Below are 24,278 nucleotides of genomic sequence, written 5' to 3' on the forward strand. Positions count from 1 at the left end.
GTCGTCGTCTGTCGTTGGTGCATGAAAGTCGGAGTCGGTCGCTGTCCGTCGGTCGTCGTCGTGCTCGCCCGCCGAGCGTCGGCCGTCCGGGTCACCGGTCGGCCACCTCCGCCGAAAGCAGGTCGTCGGCGTGGATGGCCACGCGGACGGGTCGCTGCCACGTGATGCGGGCCATGTGGGCGCTGTTGCGTCCCCACTCGGCCCGCGCGTTGGCGAGCTCGGGGTACTGCTCGACCAGTTCGGTGTGGTTCGTCGTCCAGTTGCTCACCTGCCCGTCCGTCACGCGCCAGGTGCTGTCCTCGTTCCCGCTGGCCCCTGGCGGGCTGTCCCAGAGGTCGACGTACGTGACGAGCTCGTCGACGTCGCGGGAGCCGGCATCGCCGGGGACCAGGTGGTTCCACGAGAGCGCGTTCCAGGGCGTCGAGCCACCCTCCCCGGTCAGCGCGCCGGTGTCCAGCGGCGTCCCGTCGCTGCGCGGGGCGGCCGGTGCCGTCACGCCGTTGGGGACGGTGCCGCGGTCGGTTTCGGTCCCGTTGTCCAGCCCGAAGCGCGTCTCGCCCATCGGCTCCTCGAAGACGAAGAACCAGCCGGGCTCGCCATCGTCGGGGTCGCCGACCGCGTCGCTCGGCGAGAGGTCGAAGCCGAGGAACCGGATGTCGGGGTCGAGCTTCCCCTGGAAGATGGGGAACTTCACGTCCGTGACCTCGCCGTTCCGGACCGTCTCCGGGGTGACGTTGCCGACCTCGCCGAGCATCGGCGACCGGCCAGCGCGGTCGCCCTCGGCCTCGTCTGCGTGGCTCGCATCGTCCGGGTAGGACCGCACCATGTAGACGCTCGTATCGGGGAACCGCCGGAGCAGCTCGCCCCGGATGACCAGCACGACGCGGCCCTCGGGCTCGCCCTCCGTCGTCGCGTCCGCCTTCCAGTCGCCGACCGGGGTCCCCTGCCGGCCGGAGTCGTGCTGGTTGCCGCCGAGTTCGTTCCCCCATCGGTGCAGCTTCGCGATGTCCGGGCGGTCGTCCGCCGTCGAGAGCGGGTTGTGCGCCTTGTCCCAGAACGTGTCGAAGTACGTCCCCTTCCGGTCGGTCGGGAAGCGCCGCCAGAGCAGTTCGCGGGCGAACTCGTGGTTTGCCCCCGCGAGGAACGATTCGACGAACGCCGGGTCGGTCGAGAGCGCGCCGACGGAGTCCCGGGGGACGTCCGCGACGCCGGGCATGAGGTACTCTTGCGAGAGCGACTCGAGCGCGTCGGCCATCGGGTCGGGGAACGACGGGGCCCAGCGAACCGGCTCGATGGGGTCCGGCCGCGTCGACAGCTCGTCGGCGAGCTCGCCCGCGGCGGTCACCCCCGACAGGACGGTCTCGGTGACGGTGATGTCGGGGTCGACGTGGTCCAGGATCTGCTCGGGCTGGGTGCGGTCGTACGTCCGGCCGAACTGGAGCGCGCCCTCGCGGGCCGCCGGCGTCTGGAGCATCTCCGGGCCGACACGGAGCGAGGTACGGAGCCGCTGGAGCCGGTCGAGTACCGCCTGCATCTCGCGGGCGGCGTGGTCGACGCGGGCGACCAGGTCGGCGACCTCGACCGCGTCCGACCCGGCCGCCGGCGTCGCGGGGTCGACGTCACCCGAGCCGAGGTCGGGCTGGGAAGGGTCCAGGCCCCGCTCCTCCAGCGCGGTGACGACCTCGCTCAGCGCGTCGACCGCCGCCCGGTGGTCCGTGCGCAACGACTGGACGAACGTCTCGCGGTCGTCCGCGATCTGAGTCGGCGTCGCGTCGGGGGCCGTGCTCAGCAGGTTGTCGAAGCTGCGCACCAGCGCGTCGAACGTGTTCGTCTCGACAGCGTCCGCGTGGGCGGCCACGGTCGTCGGTGCCGGCGCACTCGTCCGTCCGTCGGCCGGGTCCAGCCGGACCGAGAGCGACCGGATGGCGACCATCGCGGTCGCCGCGTGGTCGATGCTGCTGCCGACCTGCACGTCGACCTTCCGCACCGCGAACGCCCGTGGCGTCGCCGGCGTCACGGTCGAGAGGTCGATGCGCGTGAGGTCCACGTCCGGCAGGTCGCCCGCCCACGTCCCGAGCCGTGCGACCCGGGCGAGCTCGGGCGTGACCACGTCGACGCCCGTCGGGAACTGCGCGGGGACGTGGCGCGACTCGCCGGGCAGCGCGATGCCGTCGTCAGGCGCTGTCGGTGGCACCTCGGCGGGTCCCGGCCCCGCCATCGTGCCGGACATCGCCTGCCACTGGGTTCCGCCCCGGTCCGCGCCCGGCTGCGTGACCCGGGTCCCGTCGACGACCGGGCCGATGCCGCCACCCAGGTCGCCACCCCAGCCACCACCGTCGCCGCCACCCCAGCCGCCGACCCACGGGTCGTCCCCGAGGACGGGGCCGACGTCGACGAACTGACCGTCGGCGATGCCGCCCCCGCCGAGTCCGGGGACCGCCTCGGTACCGACGAGGTCGTCGAGCGTCGCCACGCGCTGCCGGAGCCCGCTCTTCAGGTCGGCGGGCTGGACGTTCTTGGCCTCGAAGTCGGCGGCCATCGAGCTGGCCGTCAGCCCGTCCCCGACCGACATGTCGGCGTTCCGGACCAGCGGTCCGGTCGGCCGCGAGAGCCGTCGGAACGTCGGCGAGAGCACCGTCGACGGGAAGTCCACCATGTCGTCGAACTCGGCGGTGAACGAGCGCAGCGCGTCGACGGTCCCGTCGCTGCCGGTCGTCCCCACCGTGCGATGCAGCGGCTGCGTGAACTGCAGCAGACGCGCCGCGTTCTTCTCGCCCGCCAGCCCGACGGTGCCGACCAGCCGGTCGTGGATGTGCGTGCTCGCGGCGCGGGCGAGCTGTCCGCCGGCGAGCTTCCGGTTGACGGTCGCCAGCTCGCCGACCTGGTCCCAGGCCCGGGCGGCGTAGTCCTCCTGGTTCTCGCGGACGACCTCGGCGCCCAGCCCGGCGGCGATGCGGTACTGGAGCGTCGCGTTCAGCTCGGTGACCCAGTCGGTCGCCATCGGGTCGATGTGCGTCTCGTCGGCGTGCCACTGCCCGTACAGCGGCGCGCCCACGACCGGGAGGTCCTCCCCGGGGTTCGCCTGCTGTTGCTTCGCCAGCGCGTACGGCTGGTTCAGCAGCCGGACCAGCTCGGTACGGTTCGGGAACGGCGGCACGTCGAGGCTCGGGGCCTTCAGCGCGCCTGTCTGGTAGATCGACTCGTGGTGGCCGATGCGGTCCGGGCCGGGGTCGCGCACGTCGACCGCTCGCCTGCCCACGTCCTCCTCGGAGAGCCGGACGGGGGAGAGCCGGCTCGCCAGCTCCTCGAAGTCGCCCGCACCGCTCGTGAACTCCCAGTGCAGGTACATCGGGAGCTCGACCGTGCCGTCGTCGTCCGTCCACGAGAACGCGATGGGCTTCGTCTCGTCGCCCTCGTCGCCGTCGTCGCCACCGCCCTCTCCGTTCGCGGTGGCGTCACCGTCCGTACCGCCGCCCGGCGTGTCGCGGTACGGTGCCCTGCCGAGCCCGGCTCGCCGTCCGGGCTCGAACGTCGGGACGACCGCCGCGACGTACCGCCGGTTCTCGTCGAGGTTTCGCGGGCAGACCAGCCGCGAGACCGCGCGCTCGGGGCTGTTCCGAACCACCTCGCCCGCCGCGGTGTCGTCGCCGACGACCTGCGCGTGGGCCCACGCCCAGGACTGCGAGAGTGGGGGGAGCTCGCTCGTCGGCGTCGAGAGCACCGGAAGCGGCCTCGTCCCGCCGGCGTCGACGCTGACGCCCTTCGCGTCCTTCGGGACGACCACGAGGGTGAGCCACGGGCGGTTCCGCGACCTGCCCGACCGCGAGAGGTCCGCGCGCTCGGGACTGAACAGCCACGGGAGGTCGGCCTGCGAGAACTCGACGAGTGGGAACAGGTTCGCCGGGAAGCTGTTGCTGTCGGGCTCCGGCTCCAGCCGGCTCACCTGCGCCTCGTCGATGCCGATCACGTCGCCGGGACCGTACATCCGGATGTCCTGGGTCGGCCGCTCGAGGTCGCCCTCGGCGATGGGTTCCGGCTCCTGGTCCCACGTCCCGCTGTCCTGCTCCCGCGCCGCGAGCGTCAGCTCGACGCCGACCTGCATCGGTCCCGGGATGGCTGCGGCGGAGCGGTCGCGCCGGAACGGCGTCTCCGGTCGGAACCCACGTCGGACGAGCGGGAGGAACCGGAAGCTGGCGCCGGCGGTCGGGTCACTCGCCATCGCCGACACCTCCGTCGCCGTCGGCGGCGCGTCGTGCCGTGACCGGCCGTCGCGCGGGGACGTGTCGCCGCGCCGCCGTCGTGTCCAGTCCTCCGCCCGTCCCGTTCGTGCTGTGGGTGTGTCCCTTCATTCGTCGTCCTCCAGGCTGGTGGTTCGCACGACCTGGAGGTCGCGCTCGTCCACGCCCGACTCGTTCGCGTACCGCTTCAGCTCGACCTGTGCGCGCCCCTTCGAGGTGCCGACGTGCAGCCCCGGCCGGACCTGCTCGGCGACCGCGCTGTCGGCGATGGAGACGAAGCCCTGCGAGCCGTCGTCCTCGTCGTCCTCGTCGCCACCGTACTGCTCGAAGTCCGCGACGACCGGCGTGAGCGTGTCCACCTCGACGACGACGAAGTCCTCGCCACCGACGCCGAACAGGCCGCCGTCGTCGTCGCCCTCGCTCACGCCGAACAGCCCCTCGTCCTCGGGCTGGACGCCGCGCTTGCCCTTCGAGAGCTCGTGTGCCGTGAACGCGGTGTGGCCGACCCCTGCCGTCGCGGCCTCGAACTCGGCCAGCGGCGCCCCGCGGTTGTCGTGCGTCTCGTCGTACACCGTCTCCTCGTAGGTGAACGCGGCCGCGGTCGCGTCGGCAGCGTTCCCCTCGCCACCGACGACCATCCCCACGTCGCCCGCGGTCGTCCCCGCCTCGAGGTCGACGAAGTCGTCCGTCTTCAGCTTCTCCGCGTCGTCCATCTTCCGGAAGGCGGCGGGCGCGAACTCGTCCTCGACGGCCTCCCGTTCGTGGTCGGCGACCCCGCCGACGGTCACGCCCGCGATGCGGAACTCGTCGTACGTCGTCGGGCGTGCCTCGCCGAACTTCTCGATGGCGTAGTTGAACGGGACGACGGTCTGCCTCACCGTCAGCGTCCCCAGCGGGTGCGCGATGACCGGCGACGGTGCGTCGCCCGCCCCGCCCTGTGCGGCCGCCTTCGCCTGCTCGCGGGCCGCCGCGCTCTTCGCGCTGCGGAGCGTCGCCACGCCGTTCCCGTCGCCGGGGAGCTGTGCGTCCCAGTTCTTCGGCTCGTTCAGCGCCGCGACCAGCTCGGGCAGCACCTCCGCCGTGGGGAGCTGTTTCGTCTTGGCATCCTTGCCGAGCGTGACGTCGATGTCCGCGGAGACGTCGAACGGCCCGACCGAGACGTGGACCGTCCCGCGGATGTGGAACGGCGACGGGCCCGAGATGGTGCCGTCGACGCCGACGGACAGCTCGAAGGATCTGAACTCCACCCCGAAGTGGGCGAAGAAGTCGAAGATGAAGGAGAACGGGTCGAACCGGAACAGCGCGTCGAAGCCCAGCCCGCCGTAGACGTACAACGGGCCGACCTCCAGCTCCGCGTTGACCTGCGCGCCGACCTGGAAGGTGTTCGACGAGACCGCCAGGTAGCCCGTGAAGTCGATGACCGGCTGGCCGCCCGGCACGTCCAGACTCACCGTCACGCGGTCCAGCTTCGGGAAGCCACCCGGGGGTTCGTACCGCGGATTGAAGCCGCCGATGGAGAGCAGGAACCGCGACCGCTCGCCCCACGACGACCGCAGCGCCATGTCGCCCGCCATCGTCCACTGCATGATGCGCGAGTCGTACAGCGACGCGTCCAGCGAGAGCGACTTCCCGGGGATGTCGATGATGCCGACCACGTCCAGGTTCACCTGGATGGGCGGGAACGGCACCTCCTCGGGCATCCCCTCCGGGCGCTCGACCTCCAGGCTCGGCAGCGCCATCTCGATGTTCCCGAGGATGGCGATGCGGAAGCTCGGGATCTCCAGCACGACGCCGACCGACGCCGCGATGATGGTCGGCGTCCCCCACCCGATCTTCAGCATCGGGCCGAACACGTGGCTCCCGCGCGTCGGCGGGAAGATCGCCCGCACGTCGGAGATGATGCGCTGGGCGTTCTCGACGACGTCCTCCGGGAACAGCACGCTGTCGAGGTTGCCCTGCCTGACGATGTCCTGCAGCGGCTGCTTGCGGAACTTCCGGTTGATGCCGAGCATGCCGCCGACCCCGCTCAGCGTGAAGCCGAAGCCGAGCTGGACCGCGTCGAACTCGCCGGCGATGACGAGCATCATCGAGAAGCCATCCGAGCCGTCCGGCAGCTCCGTGGTTATGAGCCCGACGACGGAGATGCTCAGCCCGCTCGGAACCGTGAGCTGGCCGGTCCCCGCGTAGCGCTCGTTCTCCGGGTCGAACGCGAGGTAGCCGCCACCCGTGACAGGTCCAGCCGCGATGTCCAGCCCGACGCCCTCGGGGGGCTTGAAGCCGAGTTCGAGGTCGACGACGCCCATGTTGCCGTCCCGGTTCTCGGGGAACGACAGGTCCGTCTCGAGTCCGATCCGGGTGACCGTGCCGACGAGCGGGCCGAGTTCGACCGACGCAGAGGCGGCTGCCTGGACGGTTATCTCGCCGGTCTCGGTGTCCGCAGCGAGCGAGATGAAGATCTCTTTGATGGTGAGCGGACCGAGCTGCTCGTGGAGCGGGATGGGGATTTCGAGGCTGACTCCCCCTTCGAAGTAGAGCCCTTTCGTGTTCGACCACCCTGCCGTCAGGTCGAACTCGCTGGTGATGCTCTCGGGGAACACCTGCTCTAAGAACCCGCCACTCGGTTTGATGACGAGCCGGAAGCTGCTCGGTAACTCGACCCCCGCAACGAACTCGTCGTCTTCGAGTCCGACCATTCCGGCGATTCCGAGTTCAGTCGCGGTCAGGTTCGTTCCGTCCGAGGAGCCGACGAGTGGCTTGTCGCTCCCCGACTGCCCCGTCGCACGTGCAACCTCGCCACGCGCCTTGAGCGACGGAAGCGTACTTCCGTCCTTCGAGAGTGCCTTCGTCTCGATCTGCCCTGACTGGAGCAGGGCACCGAGCACCCAGTCGCTCTCCGAGATGGAGAGTGTCGTCGAGAACGTCCACTGGTCGTTCTCCCCGAAGCTCCCCGACCAGCCGTCCTCGAACTTCCCGTACGGCTGCAACGCGAACCCGTCGATTCCTTCGTACTCCGGTGGGGATGTGCTCGGCTCGACACTTGGCACCGGAATGAGGTTCACGCCGAACGCGAACCCGCCACCCTGGACGAGCGGGAACCTGTACTGTCTGTACTGTGCGACGCGGTGTGCGTTCTGGTCGTTCGTGAGCGAACTCGGGATCTCCGTCGAGAGCGCCTGCGCGGCCTCGCGGTCGATAGGTTCGGGCAACGCAACGATGTCGAGGGCCGAGAACAGCTCACCGAGGCCGAAGGAGATGAGGTCGTAGTCGAGTGCGCCGCCAGCGTCCTCGTCGGTGTACGTATCGAGCATCGTCCCGCCCGGCTCGTTGAACAGGTCGACGAGCTTCCCGGGTCGGAACTCGGCAGCGCCACTCGACCGTGGCTGCCCGAGGACGCCCAGCACAACGAGGACGTTGTACGAGAGGTAGTGCTCAGACTCGAAGTACTCCTCGACGAGATAGTCGAGGATTCCGCTGCCGACCTCGTCGAGCTCCGGCGACTCGAACGAGAGGTCGTCTATCTTCGAGATGCCGCCGTGTATCTCGACGACGGCTTCGATGACCGTTGGAACGTCGCTCAGTTCTGCCTCGTCGACGAGGACACTCTGGTGCACCGTCGTGAGCGGGTCCGCGAGTTCGTCGCCGACGATGGAGACCAGTTTCTCGACCTCGCCGAGCTGTAGCTCCTCCCCGACGCCTGCGTCTCGCAGCAACCTGAAAATCGCGGACGGACCGCCGTTGCCTGCCTCGACGACCGGTTCGAGGAACGCGCCGAGTTCCCGGACGACCTGCTCTTTGGTGTCTGTTTCAGATGCCATGGTTTACGAGAAGTCGAAGTTCGCCAGCTCGCCGCTGATGTCGCTCGGCGTCCCGAGCCCACCGTAGTAGTTGATCAGCCGTCGCGCTCTCGTCGTCCCACTGAACCCTTTGAGGCCGTAATCCTCGTTCAGGTAGAACCGCTTCCGGTGTTTCAGGAGCGATATTCGGGATTCCATGTCGGAGGGCACGTGAATCAGTTCGACGTACGACTCAGGTGCACCGCCGTCCCCGGAGTGGGACAGTGTGTCCGTGTCGATACCGACCAGTCCGTACCTCGCGTCTGTCTCCATGGCGGTCGGATGCACCTGCATCCACAGCCGTTGTCTTCCTGCCAGGAAATTGCCCGAACCGTCGGTCGAGAGCTGCTTGAAGGAGAACAGCTTGATGCCGAAGTCGTACTCTCCGAACTTCTGTATTGGGAGGTCGTCGTTCGGGTCCTCGATCCAGTTGCCGTGTGTCGCGACGTTCTTCGTATTGAGTTCGAGCCGGTGGACGATTCCATTCCACTTCTCGTCCCGGTCCTGTATGCTGTTCGATCCCGTTATCCAGCTCGTTACGTAGAGAACGTCCCCGTTGTTCACCCGGATGAACGACGAGTTGGGTTCGAACTCTACGAGCATGTAGCCGTCCTTGTATCGACATTTGGTGATGGTGAACTGATCACCGGTGATCAGTTCGCGGAGCGTCGAGAGCTGACGGTTCCAGTTGACTTCACCGTCATCTTCGTACAGGAACGTGTCGGAACCGGGGTCCTCGAAGTCGTTATCTCCCCACAGTCTACCGAAGTAGGTTGTCTTCACCCAGTCGACCACCGGTGGGTCGTTGTAGTAGACGTACGCGATGGTCCCGCCGATGATGAGCACGCCCGCGACGACCGTGACGGCCATCGATGCCGTCGCGCCGATTACCGACGCTATCGTCCCGCCTTCGGCTGCCGCACTCGCAACGAACGGGAGGGCAGACGCGGTACTCGCCGATACCTCGACGCTGAGTCCGACCCACAGCAAGGTTCCCAGAGTGGATGCCCCGAGTGCCGCTGCAGCGTCGTAATCGGCGGAATCGATCTCCCCGATCACGTCCCATGCACTGAGCAGGACGCCGAACAGTCCCACCTTCCAGCCGACTTTGTCCGCCCACGTGCAGAATTTCGCAACTTTCGAATCGAGGAACTTGTTGACCGTACCGGCCTTACCGAACTTGGCTGCGAACGAGTCGACCCAATCGAGGAAGTGCTTGCTCTCCGTGAAGTTCGCAGCGATGAACAGGGTGTCGGTCGCGAGCCCCATGAACCCTCGCGCCGATTTGAATCCTTGCGGGTCCCCGTTGTACCAGGCGTACCCATAGAGACCGACTTTGTAGACGTTCTCGATCAGCGTGAACCCGCCCGTCCACTTGTTCTCGATATCGGCGTTGACGTGCGTCTTCCGGACCGTCTTCTCGATCTTGTAGACGAGAGCAATCGTGTCCTGCTCGCTCCATGCGCTGTCCGCTAGGTCACCGGGGTCGATATCGTTCCCATTGCTGTCCTTGTACAGTTTCCGGTCGATGAGGGAGATGTGTTGTTGCCACTCGGGACCGGGGATGTGGTTCTGGCTGTACTTGTCCGATGCTGTGAACTTCCGGTAGACCATGAGAAGCATCTGCTGTCCGCGATTCGCCTCGGCGGTCGTCCCTGCTGTTCGGATGTAGTGTTTAATTCCCGGAAGGAAGATACCGGCCAGGTTGGCGAGCGTTTCGCTGATTCCCTGGACGCTGCTGTTGGTCCCGGCGTCGTTCACAGCTTTCAACCGGAACCCCTTGCTCCGACCGTGGAAAATCGCGTTCCGTTTCTGCGCACGGGCATCCGAACCGGAGAACGGCTTGCCACCGAGCGAGGGCACACGGATGTTCACGAAGTCGTTCTCGTCCAAACTTCCGTAGAGCGGTGGGTAGAATACGTTCTCGAGGGGGAATATGGCCCGATTACGTCGGGCCGATCCGCCCGGAGTGACCGTTTCGGACACCTTCTCCGCTAGCGTCGTGGTCGACGCCTGGTCCGCGAGGAACTGTGTACCGATGTTGCTGAACGAGAACAGCGAGGTCAGTTCGTTGATGAGCCTGAGCTGTTCCCAGTACTTCTTTCCGGCGAACTGCCGAAGGAATCCGTTCTCGTCCGAGAAATCGGTCGTGTAGTCGTAGTAGTTGCCCAGCTGCATGACGAAGCCGTCCGGGGAGCCGGACGCCATGAGTGCGACGAGGTGTAACGCCTTGTGCTCGTAGTTTGCCCGCATCACCTCGACGAGACGACCGAACATCTGGAACTGTGAGCCGTCCGCGTCCAGGATTGCCTCCTTGTTCTGATGGATCGCCTCCGCGTGACATATTTTGTTGTGGAAGTCCTCTCCTTCCTTCCCCAATGTGATGTCGTAGCCGAGTATGTCCGACTTCAGCAGCGTCCCACCGGTCAGGTCTCCCGATATCCCGAGTTCTGTTCCGAGATCGTTCGGGTCCAGGTTCGACTCGTCCGAGCGGGACGACTGAATCAACTGTTCGATCTGTTCGTAGAGACGCATTGCACCGACCCGGCTCTGGCCCTGCAGGTCACCGAGCGCCTCCTCGTATCGCTCGGCGATGTCACTGTCGACGCTTTTGTCCATGATGAGATCGGTCTCTCCCGACGCCCACGCCTGAAATCGTTGGACCTGGACTTTGTACTCCCGCGCGAGCTTCCGGGCCTGTTCGATTCGGTCGGTGTCACCGATCTGTGAGTCTCCAATTTCGAAGGAGAACTTCCCGGTGTCTGTATCAATCAGCCACTCGGCACTCTCGGTCATCGTCGGCCACCCACTCGTTCATCCCCTGGATTCGGACCCTGTGGTCGTCGTATCGTTGTCATAGCTCACCTCGTTTCGGCCAGGCCCGGTAGAACACGACCGGTCTGACCTCGCTGTCGGTGTTCCGTCGTCCGGTACTGACGCTGCGCGTCTCGACCTCGAAGCCGGTGTTCGTGACACCGGACACCACGACGTCGTCGCGGCCGGTCACGGTGCCGTCGTCGCCGAGGGCGAGCACGCGTGCCGCCGATGGCTGGCCCTCGGTGCGCGAGCCGAGTTCGACGCCGCCGTCGGTGGCTGCGCCCTCTCCCTCGGCACCTGGAGCGACTGGCGGGAGCACCCGGCCGAACACGTCGTCGGCGGCGAGCGAGCCATGGAGCAGGTGGTGGGAGACGCTGCCGTCGGCGGCGGGCATGGCGACGCCGTGGGACCAGCCGAAGCCGAAGGCGTGGTCGGCGACGACCTGGTCGGTGCCGAGCGCGTCGAGGTTGCAGGTGGTGAACTCGACCATCGCGGGGTCGAAGCCCACGTCGACGCGAGTCGGGTAGTCGGCGTCGGGCGCGGGGACGCGGAACTGGCCGATCTCGGGCGTTCGATGGTCGTCGGCCTCGACCGCGACGTAGGTGACGAGGTGGCCGCCCTGCCCGGTGTCCGTGACCTCGTCGTAGGTGAGCTCCATCGTCTCGCCGAGCTTCGTGACGCGGCCGGTGGTGTGTGCACCGAACTCGTCGCCGCGGCCGTGCATGAGGTGGAGCGCGCGGTCCTGGTAGCCGCCGTAGGCGTTGCGGACGACCGTCTCGGGGACGAGCGTGCTGTTGGCGACGTGCTGCTGGACCGCGTCGTTGGCCGTCTTGACGGCCTCGCCGTGGGAGACGCCGATGGCGCCGTCGGTCGCGGAGGCGGTGTCGATCCCGTGGACGGCGTTGACCGACGTGAGCGAGACGAAGCTGGCGTCGAGGCCGAGCTGGACGGACTGGACGCCGGCGGTCGCCGGGGTGAGGAAGTGCCCCGTCTCGACCCTGGCATCGCTGTCGGTCCGGAACGCCCGGAACATGACGGTGAAGCTGTCGTCGTGGCTGCCTGCCGGAAGCGACGAGCCGTCGAAGGACATCTCGAACCCGCCGCTGGTGGTCTTCGTGACGCTGCCGGCGAGCGCGCCGGCGCTGCCGTCGTCGTGGACGAGCAGGTCGAGCACGAGCCCGTCGCGGCCGGAGCCGACCGCACTGCCGGTCCGTCGGGCGTCGTTGGCGACGCCGACGACGTTCTGGGTCAGGGTGCCGTCGTCCGCCCGCGAGAGCGTGCCGTACGTCCAGCCGTCGGTGCGGACGGTGTCGTCGCCGGTGCGACCGACGTTGTTCGTCGCGGTGAAGAGGACGAGGTCGGGTTCGAAGTCGAGATCGGTCACCGCGACGGTGCCGCCGCCGGGCGGCGTCTCGAACGTCCCGGTGGCGAAGTCGTCGATGCCGCCCTTCGAGCCCCCGCTCCGGCCGGGGATGTGTGCGGGGATGTCGATGTCGCCGTCGGGCGAGCCGCCGCCGACGGGCGGGGCGGGCGTCGACCGGCTGCGACAGAGCAGGTAGCCGCCGCCGGCGCCGACGCCGGCCCCGGGGATGACCCACCATGGCGGCACGAGGAATCCCTCGTCGTCGTCGCCGCCGGGTTCGTCTCCCGGCGGGACAGCGGGGTCGAGCGGTAGCGAGATGCGGTCCGTCGCGCCGTCGTCGTCGACGACCTCGAGCATCGGCGAGATGTTCGCGGTGTCGTCGTAGGTGTGGTCCGTGGTCGGGCCGGCGGTCACCGCGTCGGTGGTGCCGTCGCCGTCGAAGTCCCAGCGGTACTCGACGACCCGTCCGTCGGCGTCGGTCGCGTTCGAGGCGTCGAACGTGACCGTGTCCCCGGCGTCGACGACGAACGACGAGGGCGCGAACGCGGCGGTCGGCGGGACGTTCTCCGTGGTGACGTCGACCGTCGGGCAGTCGACGACCGAGGAGCGCTCGCTCGGGTACGCGAGCACCCTGACACGCGGCGAGTAGGTGCCCGGCTCGCCGTAGCTGGTGGTGCGGGTCGGCTCGGCGCGGTAGTCGCCGAACTCGCCGGTGCCGGTGTCGAACTGGTAGTCGTCGCCCCGTTCGGAGCGCTCGGCGGAGATGATGACCTCCTCGCCGACGACCACCTCGCGTGCGGAGACCGAACACCGGGCGACTGGCCCGGGTTCCCGCGTCACGTCGACCGCGCCGAACGCCCGTGCCGTGGCGCCGTCGTCGTCGACGACGACCAGTCGCACCGCGTGCGCCCCATCACTGGTGAAGGTGTGGGTCGTCGTCGGGGTCACGGTGTTGCTGTCGATGGTGCCGTCGGCGTCCCAGTCCCAGCGGTACGTCGCGATGCTGCCGTCGGGGTCGCTGGAGCCGGAGGCGTCGAACGTCACGGTCTCGCCGACGCCTGGCCCGGCGGGCGAGTGGGTGAACGACGCGGTCGGCGGGACGTTGTCGGTGGCGACCGTGACGGTGCCGCAGTCGGCGGTGTCGCTGCGCTCGGCGTTGCTGCCCCACACTCGGACCCGGACGTCGTAGGTGCCTTCCTCGACGTAGTCGACGGTCCGCTGGCTCTGTGTGGTGTAGTCGCCGAAGCCCCCGCCGGTGTCGTACTGGTACTCGGCAGCGTTCGCGGAGCCAGAGGCGTCGATGGTGACCGAGCCGCCGGGTTCGACGGCCGACGGCGAGACGGTGCAGTCGGCGACCGGCGCGGACTCGACGATGCTCACGTCGCGCGTCGTCGACCCAGTCTGGCCGTCGTCGTCGACGACCGTGAGCCGGGTGACCGCGTAGCCCGGACCGGTCGAGTCGTAGGCGTACGGATGGTCGACGACGGCGTAGTTCGTGGTCTCGTCGACGGTGCCGTCGCCGTTCCAGTCCCAGCGGTACTCGGCGATGCTGCCGTCGGGGTCGCTGGAGGCGGAGGCGTCGAGCCGTGCCGGGTCGCCGGCGACCGCGGGCTGTGGGGAGACGTCGAACGACGCGGTCGGGGCCGTGTTTTCGGCGTCGACGGTGAACTCGACGGTCGTGCTCGCGCTATCGCCGTCGTCGTCCTCGACCGTTATCCGTACCGCCTTCGGGCCCGCGGTGGTGTAGGTGCGGTTCTCCCGGCCGTCGATGCCGAGTTCGACCGACTCGTTCACCTCGTAGCTACCGTCGGCGCCGAAGTCCCACCGCAGGTAGTAGATCTCGCCGTCGTCGTCGGTGCTCGCTGTCGCGTCGAACTGCACCGTCCCGCCGACGACGGGGTTCGACGGGTCGTAGGTCAGCTGCGGCGTTGGCGGCGTGTTCGGCGCGACGGTGAACTCGGGACACGTGGCCGTGTCCGAGGTCTCGTCCGTGGCGTTGTACGCGTAGACGACCGGCTGGTACGTCCCTTCGGAGTAGTTCGTCGTGTAGAGGGCGTCCTCGGTGAACGGCGTGTCGGGGGAGCCGTCGCCGTCGAGGTCGTACCGGTAGCTGTCGGCGTTCCGGGAGTCGAACGCGTAGATGCTCATCGGCTCGCCCGGTTCGGGGTACTGCTGTGAGATCTCGCAGGCGGCCTCCGGCGCGAGGGTCGTGGCGGCGTCGGTCCCGCCGAAGCTGTTGCCCAGCCCGCCGAGGCCATCGTTGGCGATGACCGGCTGTGCGAGCACCCCACCGCCGATGACGACGGCGGCGACGAGTCCGGCGACGAGTGCCCAGGAGGGACAGGACGAACAGTCGCTCATCCAGACGCCCTCGCCGGGGGGCGCCCCTGGAAGCGGACGTCGAGGGGCTGTCGGCGTCCGTCACGGAGTCCAGCTCGGTCGAGCCGACCGGCAGCCGTGGTGGCTCCCGTCGGTCGCGGTCGTCCTCCCACCGGGAACAACCCAAACCGGACCGCCCAGAACCCCGAATCCGGGAGTTCTGAACGGTCTTCCGGGGCTCCCGTGGCACTCGCACTCATTTCCTCTACGCACCACTGTGATGGTCATATAACCGGACGCTAAGTACGTCGTGTGACCCGCAACCGTGCCACAGGGCGCCGCTCGCTGGTGGTTTCGTGGAAACTCCGCAGGAGTACCCTACCGGCGAGAAAGCGGTCGGTACTCGGACAGGTAGTGTGAAAGAACGCGGTCGGTTGTCGGCAGCGGCGGCGTCAGATGAAGTCGGAGACGCTCGGGCCACCCTCGTCGCCGTCACCCTCGCCGCCGCCGCCCATGCTCTGGAAGACGATGGGGTCGCGCGTCTGGAGCCAGACGCGGCCGTCGCCGGAGAACTTCGAGACGTAGCCCTCGCCGCCGAGCATCGTGGACTTGATGCCGCCGTCCTTCTGCCGGTCGAGGTTCAGGCCGTCGGTCCATGCGACGAGGTGGTCCTCGTCGACGATGGCCGGCTCGCCCGGCGAGACGTCGACCTCGTACACCGAGCCGTACGCCGAGAGGAACGCCATCCCGGTGCCGTCGAGCGCGAGCACCTTCAGCTGACCCGAGGAGAACAGGTTCCCCGCCTCGTTCATCGCCGAGGACTTGTTCACGTTCGGCCCCCACGCGAGCGTCGAGCCGGACTGGGACTTGATGCGCCCGGTCTCGCCGAGGTCGAACGCGACGATGTCGCCGGGGTGGTCGGGCGCGAGCACGACGTTCGCGCCGGACTCACGCGCCGTGAACTCGTTCGTGACGAGGTCCTTGCTGCTGCTGACTGCGCTCTTGACCATGCCACCGATGCCGCCGTCGCCGCCGACGTTGGCCTCGGTGTCCATCGTGTCGCTCCGGCTGACCATCGCGCCGGTCTTCGCCTTGATCGTCTCCCCCCGCTCCATCGTGACCTGCAGTATCGCGTTACTGGGTCGCTTCCGGATATCGAACTCCATACGGTCGTAGTCGAGTGCCGGCCGACAAATATGTTTTCATACCGAACACAATGCTAGTTGTTTTTATTACTCGTGACGGAACTGTGGGTCGGGCGTACTACTCGGGGTCGCCGAACGCGCCCGCAGCTGCGAGTTCGTCGAGTTCGTCCGCCCCGTAGCCGACCTCCCGGAGCACCTCGCGGGTGTGCTCGCCGAGCTTCGGGGGGAGGTGGTCGAAGCCGCTCTCCGAGCGCCCGTAGTTCAGCGGGTGCTCGACGACCGGCACCGTCCGCTCGCCGTCCGAGAGCTCTGTCATCACGCCCCGCGCCTCGGTCTGTTCGTTGTAGAGCGCGTCCTCGGGCTCGTTCACCGGCCCGGCGGGGATACCGGCCTCCTCGACCAGCACGTCCATCCACTCGTCGGTGGTCCGCTCGGCGAACGACGGCGCGAGTTCGGCCTCGAGCTCGTCCATGTGCTCGACGCGGTCCGCGTTCGTCTCGAACCGCTCGTCGTCGGCGAGCTTGGGGCGCTCGATGGCGTCGCAGAGCCCCCGCCAGAGCTTCTGGTTCAGGCAGGCGACGTTGAGGTGCCCGTCGGCCGTCTCGAACGTCTGGTACGGCGCGAGCACCGGGTCCTTCGTGCCCATGCGCTCGGGCCGCTCGCCGGCGAACACCTTCCCGGCCTGCTTCGTCAGCCAGGGCAGCGTCGCGTCGAGCATCGCGAGGTCGATGTACTCGCCCTCGCCGGTCACCTCGCGCCGGTACAGTGCCGTCACGATGCCGAACGCCGCCCACATCGCGGTGATGAGGTCGGTCTGTGGGAGCCCCACCTTCACGGGTCGGCCGTCGGGCTCGCCGGTGACGCTCATGATGCCGCTCATCCCCTGCACGAGCAGGTCGTAGCCCGGGCGCTGGCTCCATGGCCCGGTCTGGCCGAACGCCGAGATGGCGCAGTACACCACGTCGTCGTTCACCTCGCGGATCGACTCCTCGTCGACGTGGAGCTTCGCGGCGGTGCCGGGCCGGTAGTTCTGGACGAACACGTCCGCCTCGGCGACGATGTCGTACAGCGCGGCCAGGCCCTCCTCGTGCTTGAGGTTCAGCTCGACGCTGCGCTTGTCGTAGTTGATGGTCCAGAAGTACGGCGACTCGCCGTCGATGAACGGTGGGCCGGAGTGGCGGTTGTCGTCGCCGACACCCGGGCGCTCGACCTTGATGACCTCCGCGCCCTGGTTGGCGAGCATCAGCGACGCGAACCCGCCCGTGACGAACGTCGTGAGGTCGACCACGGTGATGCCGTCGAGTATCTGGCCGTCAGTATTCATGCTACCAATTCCCGGGCGGCGCGCGCAAAAAGGTTCGTACGCACGGGGTCGGCAGCCGGTATCGACGTCCCCGAACCAGCCGGGTGGCGCGCGGCCCCACTCGTCGCCGAGCACCGCGAGGCGGCGAGTGGACGCCCGCGCGAGGGATGAGCACCGCAGGGAGCGGTCACGAGACGCTCGCGTCTCGTGGGCCCACCGGAAATCTCCGATTTCCGGGGACGCTAGCGACTGAGGAGCGCAAGAGGCTGGGGAGGTGTGAGGTGCGGTGCTGTGCCGTGGGCGGGACTGAAAGGGGCTGCTGGCTCGACGAACCCCGGCGACGCAAGGACCGCAGGAACGAGGACCGCAGCGAGCCGCGGGAGTCGAGCCAGCAGGGGCTTTCTGGGCGTTCGCAGTTCCAATGACTCGCGTTGATGAAGGGGCTTTCTGGGCGTTCGCAGTTCCAATGACTCGCGTTGATGAAGGGGCTTTCTGGGCGTTCGCAGTTCCAGTGAATCCCACAACAGCGAGTACGAACAACCCTCAGAACAGCCGAATTCATCACGAACGATTCGACGGCAGAGTTACATATCCGCCACGCCTGCTCCATGCTAGCGATGAACCAGCCACCAACGCACTGCCCCTACTGCGGCACAGCCGTCGAGCCCGTCGATTCGCCGATGGTGAGCGACGCCGCCGACACGGCGATGGTCTACCGCTGCGAGTCGTGCGAGGACTACGTGTTCTACAACCCGACGCCGGGCGGGAGCGTGGCGGTCATCGACGGCGATTCGGTCCTGCTCGTCGAGGACTTCCGGTCGCCGGGGGAGTGGAAGCTACCCTCGGGCCGCATCGAGCTCGGCGAGACGCCGCGGGAGGGTGTCGCCCGGGAACTGGAGGAGGAGACCGGGCTCGCCGTCGACCCCGCCGACCTCGTCTACTTCTTCGACGAGGCGGGCGAGCCCGCCGACGAGCAGTACATGGTCGGCATCGACTACGCCGTCCACCGGGCGGACACCACGGGCACCGTCGAGGCAGCGTCCGACGCGACCGACGCCCGGTTCTTCACGCCCGAGGAGCTGGCGGCCTCTCCACACGAGCTGAAGTTCACGCACGTCCAGCGGTTCGGCGACAGTCTGGCGTGGGTCATCGAGGAGGCGCAGAGTGCCCTCGCGGACTGTCGCCCGCCGTCGACGCCGCCAGGTCGCACGTACTGATAGCCGACACGCTTCCGTCACGGTCCTCGTCGCCGTTACTCCAGCGCCGCGTACGGCACCACGGCGACCGTCTCGTCCGCCGCGAATCCCGCCTGCGTGAGCACCAGTCCGTCCGCCCTGGTCGCCCGCGTGGACGACGCCAGCACGCTCGGGTCGAACGTCCGGTCGTAGATCGAGAGCCCGGAATCGGGGTGGCCGAGCGGCGTCGCCCGGCCGGCGTTCAGCTGGACCGGGACGGCGTACTCGACGTCCGCGCCGCCGATGGCGTCGCTCTCTGGGAGGTCGAGGTCGACGGTCGCCGTCGCCGAGAGCGTCGGGAGCGCCGCGGCGCCGGTGAACAGCGGCCGCGCGACGAGGCAGGCGGCGGTGTGGGCGGCGACCGGCTTGCCGGGCAGGGCGACCGCGACGGCGTCGTCGTCGGGCAGGTGGGCGACGGTGACGGGCTTGCCGGGCCGGAGGGCGACGCCGTGGACGACCAGCTCGCCGAGGTCGGCCAGCGCGTCGACGACGTGGTCGCCGTGGCCGACGCTCGTGCCGCCCGTCGAGACGACGACGTCGTGGGCGGCCGCCGCGTCGGCGAGCAGGTCCCGAACTTCGTCGTACTCGTCTGGGGTGGTGCCGGCGTGGACGGCGTCGTGGCCCCACGAACGCGCGAGCCCGAGGAGCATGTTCGAGTCGCGGTCGGGTTGGGTTCCTTCGTGGATCTCCGTGCCGGTGGCGACGACGCCGACGCTCGCGCGCTCGCGGACCGACACGGTCTCGACGCCGAGGTCGTCCAGCAGCACGGCGTCCTTCGGGGAGAGCCGTTCCCCTGCAGCGAACACCCGTTCGCCCGCCGCGACGGTGCTCCCCCGCTCGTAGACGTGCGTGCCGGGCTGGAGTTCGGGACCGCGGAGTTCCCCGTCCGTCAGGGTCGCGTCCTCGCGCTTGACGACGGCGGTCGCGCGTTCGGGCAGCGGTGCACCGGTGGCGATGCGGACCGCTTCGCCGGCCCCGAGTTCCGGTGGGTCGTCGTCGGGCGTCACCGTGCAGACCACGGCGAGCGTGTAGTCCTCCGCCGCGTCGAACGCGAAGCCGTCCATCGTCGCGTAGTCCTGCGGCGGCACGTCGGCGGGCGCGACGACGGTCTCGGCGAGGGTCCGGCCGGCGACGGCGTCGGCGGTGACGGCCTCGGTCGCGCGGGCGCCCATCGCGTCGGCGGCCAGCGAGAGCACGTGCTCGACAGCGCGGTCGCGTGACGGGAGGTCGTCGGTCATGACGGCGGGTTCGCGCCCGTCCGTGTTAACAGTTGGCGCAGTTGCTCGGTCCCTTCAGCTCGTCCGGTTCCAGCCGGCCGAGCCCTCGACGTACGGGTCCAGCGCGGCCTTGAGCGCCTCGACGTCCTCGGGGTAGATGGTGAGGTCGTCGCTCTCGCCCTCGCCCGAGATGCGGACCCGGTCGCGGCGTCCGTAGGTGATGTAGAGGCTGACGCCGCCGGCGACGCAGAAGCCGAGCCCGGCCAGCAGGTTCCGCGGGATGGAGAAGAGCCCGAAGCCGACGAGTGCGAGGCTCATGATGACGAGGAACCAGTCGAGCCCCTCGACCCGGATGGTCTCGACCTGCTCGAACTCGACGTACACCGGGTCCTCGTTCCGGTGGACGACGGCGAGGCTCTCCGGGGTGACGCCGACCCAGCCGCCGTCGCGCAGCTGGCCCCTGTACTCGAGGTCCGCCGTTAGCTTCGACGGTTGCACGTTCCCCTCTCGCGACCCCCAGCCCCGTGACTGTTGCGGTGGGGGCTGTGGCTGCTGCTCACGGTGGAGCGTCGAAAGAAGGGGTGTGGCTGTGCGAACGCGTTCGCGGTCAGTCGCCGCCGGGTGCGGGGCGCTCGTCGTCGCCGTCGCCCATGCGCTCCCAGAACGGCTTGAAGTCGTCCGCGTCCTCGGTGATGTCCTCCCAGGTCGTCAGCCCGCGCTCCTCGCGGGTGCCGGGGATGGTGTTGTCGAGGACGAACGCGACGATGCCACCGACGGCCATGCCGGTGCTGCCGATGACGAACGTGGTCGTCGCGATGATGCCGAGCGGCGAGACGCCGGCCACCTCGACGCCCTCGAGCAGGCTGAACGGGAACTCGCCCGCCAGCCCGGTCTGGAACGCGCCGGCACCACCGACGTTACCCATGTACGCCGGGATGGCGAGGCCGGCGAACAGAGCGATGCCGATGATGAACACGTTCCGGTTCTTGTCGAGGTCGACGAACTTCAGCTGCGAGAGGCCGACCGCCGCGATCTGCCCGAACATCGCCAGGAACAGCCCCCCGACGATGGGGTTCGGGATGGTCGCGACCAGCTGGCCGAAGTAGCCGATGAAGCCGACGATGAGCATGACGACGGCACCGATCTGGACGACGTACCGGGAGGCGACGCCGGTGATGCCGATGGCGCCGACGTTCTCCGTGTACGAGGTCGAGCCGTTCCCGGTTCCCATGATGCCGGCGAACGCGTTGCCGATGCCCTCCATGCCGATGCCGTGGTTGACGCGCTGTGCGTTCGGTGCACCCTTGCCCGCCATGCGGGCGACGGAGTGGTAGTCACCGAAGCTCTCGATGACCGACGCGAGCATCCCGGCGATCATGCCGATGATGAACGAGCCCGTGAACTGCGGCATCCCCCACTGGAGCGGGTAGATGGCGAGGATGGGCTCGGCGTTGGCCACCGTGTCGAAGTTGATGTAGCCCGACGTACCGGCCGCGTAGATGCCCGTGAACGAGAGCACCGCCGCGACGAGCCACGCCGCGACGAGCGCGAGCAGGACCGGGAACAGCCGGAAGGCCCTGTTGTAGTCGTTGAGGTACTGCGAGAACGCGACGATGAGCAGCACGGTCAGGCCGAGCAGCCACCAGTTCTGCGTCGCCGAGGTGATCTGCGGGACGCTGAACAGCGCCAGCCCGATGAGCGCGATGACCGGGGCGATGACGATGGGGCCCATGTGTCGCTTGAGCCAGCCCATGATGCCGAGGTAGCCGATGAATATCTCGAACACCCCGGCGACGATGACCGCCCCCTGTAGCTCCAGTATCATGGTCTCCCAGCCACCGCCGTTGCTGGCGATGACGCCGATGATGGCGAGTGCGGGAGCGAGCATCGAGAACGTCCCGCCCTGCACGAGCGGGTAGCGGTTTCCGAGTGTGGTCTGTGCCAGGGTCGCGACGCCGGACACCACGAAGAAGGTCCCGATGAGCTTCGCAGTCACGTCCGCCGGCATCCCCATCGCCCCCGCGAGCACCAGCGGGATGGCGATTGTCGCGCCGACCATGGTCAGATAGTGTTGCAACCCGAGGAAGATCGACTCTCCCAGGGGTGGTTTGTCGTCGATTCCGTACTCGACGAAGTCGGACTGTTCCGCCCCACCCGCGGCGGCGCGTGCCTCCTCCGGTATCGGCGGTTCGTCGACGTCGTCGAAGTCATCCGTGTTATCTTCGTTACTCATGCGTGCCTCCGATAGTGTGTCACGTGTCCACCTGCCACACTATACCCCTTCAATCAAAAACATCATAATTAAAACTGTCGTCGTTTCGTCGGGGAAATTGCTCGTTCGGTCGGGACCAGTGGTGGTATCACGGGATTAGTTCGGCCGTTCCGCGGCTTGCGAACCGAACCAGTTACCCCCGAACGCTCGAACAGCACGGGTCGGCGCCACCCCACCGGGTCGCGATTCCCGCCCGGCAGGAACGATATCGGGGCAAGCTATTTGCGGACCGTGGCGGTGTGTGGGTGTATGACAGACGAACCACGGTACGCCGTCCACGCCGACCTGAACGTCATGATCGAGACGCGGGACGGTACCGGGCTCGCGACGGACATCTACCGCCCGGCCGACCCGGACACCCACGAGCCCGTCGACGAGCCGCGACCGGTCATCCTCGACCGCACGCCGTACGACAAGACCGGCGGGCGCACCCGCCACGGCGAGTGGTACGCCTCCCGCGGCTACGTCATCGCCATCCAGGACGTGCGCGGGCGCTTCGACAGCGAGGGCGAGTTCTACATCCACGTCAACGAGGCCGAGGACGGCGCGGACACCGTCGAGTGGCTCGCCGCGCAGGACTACTGCGACGGCCAGGTCGCCACCCTCGGCACCTCCTACGGCGCGTGGGTCCAGAGCGCGCTCGCCACGCAGGACCCCGAGGGCCTCGGCGCCATGTTCGTCAACATGGGTGCGGCGAACGGACGGGAGAAGACGTTCCGGCACAACGGCGCGTTCGAGCAGCGCTGGCTCTCATGGGCCTTCACACTGGGCGCGGGGTTCGCCCACGAGAGCCTCGCCGACCCCGACGTCCAGCAGGCCTTCGCCGACGTGGACTTCCGCGAGGTGCTGAAGGACGGCCCGGTCGAACGCGGGGAGACGGCGCTCGCCACCCTCCCCGGCTACGAGGAGTGGGCGTTCGACATCATGGAGTCCGGCAGCGCGAGCGACGACCTCTGGCAGAATCCCGGCGTCAACTTCGAACGCCACTACGACGAGAGCGCCGACGTCCCCACCGTCTACTCCGGCGGCTGGTACGACTCCTACACCGGCGCGACCTGCGACAACTTCGTCGGGCTCGCCGACCGGAAGGAGTCGGACCACTACCTGCTGATGGGCCCGTGGACCCACCTCGCCAGGCTCCCCGGCGGGCACGACCACAGCGAGCAGCTGCTGTTCCCGCCGCTGACGTGGGAGCACCCGACCGCCGGCGACCTCGCCTTCGGCGAGAACGCGACGCGGAAGTACCGCGAGACGCGCAAGCGGTTCTTCGACCACTACCTCCGCGGCGAGGACTCCTGGGACCACCCGCGCGTCGAGTACTTCCTGATGGGCACCGGCGACGGCCACCGGACTGACGGGGGGAACCTCTTCCACGGCGGCGAGTGGCGCAGCGCCGACGAGTGGCCGCCCGCGGGCACCGAGATGACGAGGTTCTATGCCCACGGCGACGGCAGTCTCTCGACCGGGGCCCCGACGGCCACCGACTCGGCGACGACCTACGCGTTCGACCCCGACGACCCCGTCCCGACCATCGGCGGCAACACCTCCTCGTACCTCACCTACGAGCCGCGCGACGAGCCCGTCGGCGCGTACCCGCTCGGCGACCGGAACATCATCGACTTCGCCGGCCGCGGCGGCTACGACCAGCGCACCCACGAGGGCACCTTCGGCGCGAGCGAGCCGTACGGTCCACTCGCCGACCGCGACGACGTGCAGGTGTTCCGCACCCCGCCGCTCGACGACCCGGTCGAGATCGCCGGCCCCATCCGCGTCCGCGTCTACGGCGCGACGGACGGCCCCGACACGGACTTCACCGCGAAGCTCATCGACGAGTACCCCGCGAGCGAGGACTACCCCGACGGCTACGCGCTCAACCTCTCGGACGCCATCTGCCGGGGGCGCTACCGGGGCTACCGCGACGAGCCCGACCTGCTCGAAGCCGGCGATGTGTACGAGTTCTACATGGAGCCGTACGACACCGCGAACCGGTTCGAGGCCGGCCACCGCATCCGGCTCGACGTCTCCTCGTCGAACTGGCCACGCTTCGATGTGAACCACAACACCGGCGGCCCGCTGTACGGCGGCGACGAGCGCCGCGTCGCCGAGAACACCGTCTTCCACGAGGCGGACAACCCGACGCACATCGAGCTCCCGGTGCAGCCGACGGAGTGAGTGCGACCGGACCCGAAGGTTGGTGCGGCCGGAACCGAAGCCACGTTTTTCTCCCCGGGTGCAGAACGAGGACGTATGGCTCCCGTCCGCCGTCTCGTCGTCGACGTCCTGAAGCCGCACGAGCCACCGCTCGTCGAGTTCACACAACAGCTCTCCGACATCGAGGGCATCGACGGCGTCACGTCGTCGCTCGTCGAGCTCGACAAGGAGGTCCAGAACGTCAAGCTCACCTTCGAGGGCGAGTCCATCGACGTCGCCGTGGTCGAGGCGACGGTCGAGACCCTGGGCGGCACCGTCCACTCCGTGGACGAGGTCGCCTGCGGCGAGCGGGTCGTCGAGGACCGCCGGACGTACCAGGACTGAC

At 68.5% G+C, this 24,278-nt stretch carries 13 protein-coding genes; 3 read left to right on the forward strand and 10 right to left on the reverse strand.

Translation table 11 applies throughout. The features are described from left to right. Positions 1-91: 91 nt before the first annotated feature. From ACSG06_RS13535 to ACSG06_RS13565, 7 genes are all read right to left on the reverse strand, one after another. A complete protein-coding gene (locus tag ACSG06_RS13535) occupies positions 92-4,219 on the reverse strand; it encodes a hypothetical protein (protein WP_440990809.1) in 4,128 nt (1,375 codons plus the stop codon). After that, complete coding sequence (locus ACSG06_RS13540; protein WP_440990810.1) at positions 4,209-4,349, reverse strand: hypothetical protein; 141 nt, start codon at positions 4,347-4,349, stop codon at positions 4,209-4,211. Before ACSG06_RS13540 ends, ACSG06_RS13535 begins: the two co-directional genes overlap by 11 nt. Beyond that, positions 4,346-8,053: a DUF6603 domain-containing protein gene (locus ACSG06_RS13545; protein WP_440990811.1), complete on the reverse strand. Its 3,708-nt coding sequence runs from the start codon at positions 8,051-8,053 to the stop codon at positions 4,346-4,348. Before ACSG06_RS13545 ends, ACSG06_RS13540 begins: the two co-directional genes overlap by 4 nt. Before the next feature lie 3 nt (positions 8,054-8,056). Further along, positions 8,057-10,867 (reverse strand): hypothetical protein, encoded by a 2,811-nt coding sequence (locus tag ACSG06_RS13550; RefSeq protein WP_440990812.1) that lies wholly within the window; start codon positions 10,865-10,867, stop codon positions 8,057-8,059. 58 nt (positions 10,868-10,925) lie between these two features. Then, on the reverse strand, positions 10,926-14,612 hold the full coding sequence (locus tag ACSG06_RS13555) for a PKD domain-containing protein (protein ID WP_440990813.1): 3,687 nt from the start codon (positions 14,610-14,612) through the stop codon (positions 10,926-10,928). Between the two features lie 410 nt (positions 14,613-15,022). Then, a complete protein-coding gene (locus ACSG06_RS13560; RefSeq protein WP_440990814.1) occupies positions 15,023-15,736 on the reverse strand; it encodes a TIGR00266 family protein in 714 nt (237 codons plus the stop codon). Positions 15,737-15,833: 97 nt separating this feature from the next. After that, the gene (locus ACSG06_RS13565; RefSeq protein WP_440990815.1) at positions 15,834-17,039 is read right to left on the reverse strand and encodes a CaiB/BaiF CoA transferase family protein; all 1,206 of its coding nucleotides are present in this window, start codon (positions 17,037-17,039) and stop codon (positions 15,834-15,836) included. Between the two features lie 596 nt (positions 17,040-17,635). On the opposite strand from ACSG06_RS13565, the gene ACSG06_RS13570 reads away from it, so the two are divergent. After that, positions 17,636-18,235: an NUDIX domain-containing protein gene (locus ACSG06_RS13570; RefSeq protein WP_440990816.1), complete on the forward strand. Its 600-nt coding sequence runs from the start codon at positions 17,636-17,638 to the stop codon at positions 18,233-18,235. A 35-nt stretch (positions 18,236-18,270) separates the two neighbouring features. On the opposite strand, the gene ACSG06_RS13575 is transcribed toward ACSG06_RS13570, so the two are convergent. The 3 genes from ACSG06_RS13575 to ACSG06_RS13585 form a co-directional block, all read right to left on the reverse strand. Then, positions 18,271-19,491 (reverse strand): molybdopterin molybdotransferase MoeA, encoded by a 1,221-nt coding sequence (locus ACSG06_RS13575; RefSeq protein ID WP_440990817.1) that lies wholly within the window; start codon positions 19,489-19,491, stop codon positions 18,271-18,273. 54 nt (positions 19,492-19,545) lie between these two features. Next, positions 19,546-19,968, reverse strand: coding sequence for a hypothetical protein (locus ACSG06_RS13580; protein WP_440990818.1), 423 nt, complete (start codon positions 19,966-19,968; stop codon positions 19,546-19,548). 109 nt (positions 19,969-20,077) lie between these two features. Then, positions 20,078-21,703: a uracil-xanthine permease family protein gene (locus ACSG06_RS13585; RefSeq protein ID WP_440990819.1), complete on the reverse strand. Its 1,626-nt coding sequence runs from the start codon at positions 21,701-21,703 to the stop codon at positions 20,078-20,080. Between the two features lie 288 nt (positions 21,704-21,991). Between ACSG06_RS13585 and ACSG06_RS13590 the strand changes: the two genes are divergently transcribed. Continuing rightward, complete coding sequence (locus ACSG06_RS13590; RefSeq protein WP_440990820.1) at positions 21,992-23,914, forward strand: CocE/NonD family hydrolase; 1,923 nt, start codon at positions 21,992-21,994, stop codon at positions 23,912-23,914. A 75-nt stretch (positions 23,915-23,989) separates the two neighbouring features. Continuing rightward, positions 23,990-24,277 carry a DUF211 domain-containing protein gene (locus ACSG06_RS13595; RefSeq protein WP_440990821.1) on the forward strand — a complete coding sequence of 96 codons (288 nt, stop codon included), beginning with the start codon at positions 23,990-23,992 and terminating at the stop codon, positions 24,275-24,277. Position 24,278: the final 1 nt, after the last annotated feature.

Source organism: Haloarchaeobius baliensis (assembly GCF_052060055.1).
Taxonomy (GTDB): domain Archaea; phylum Halobacteriota; class Halobacteria; order Halobacteriales; family Natrialbaceae; genus Haloarchaeobius; species Haloarchaeobius baliensis.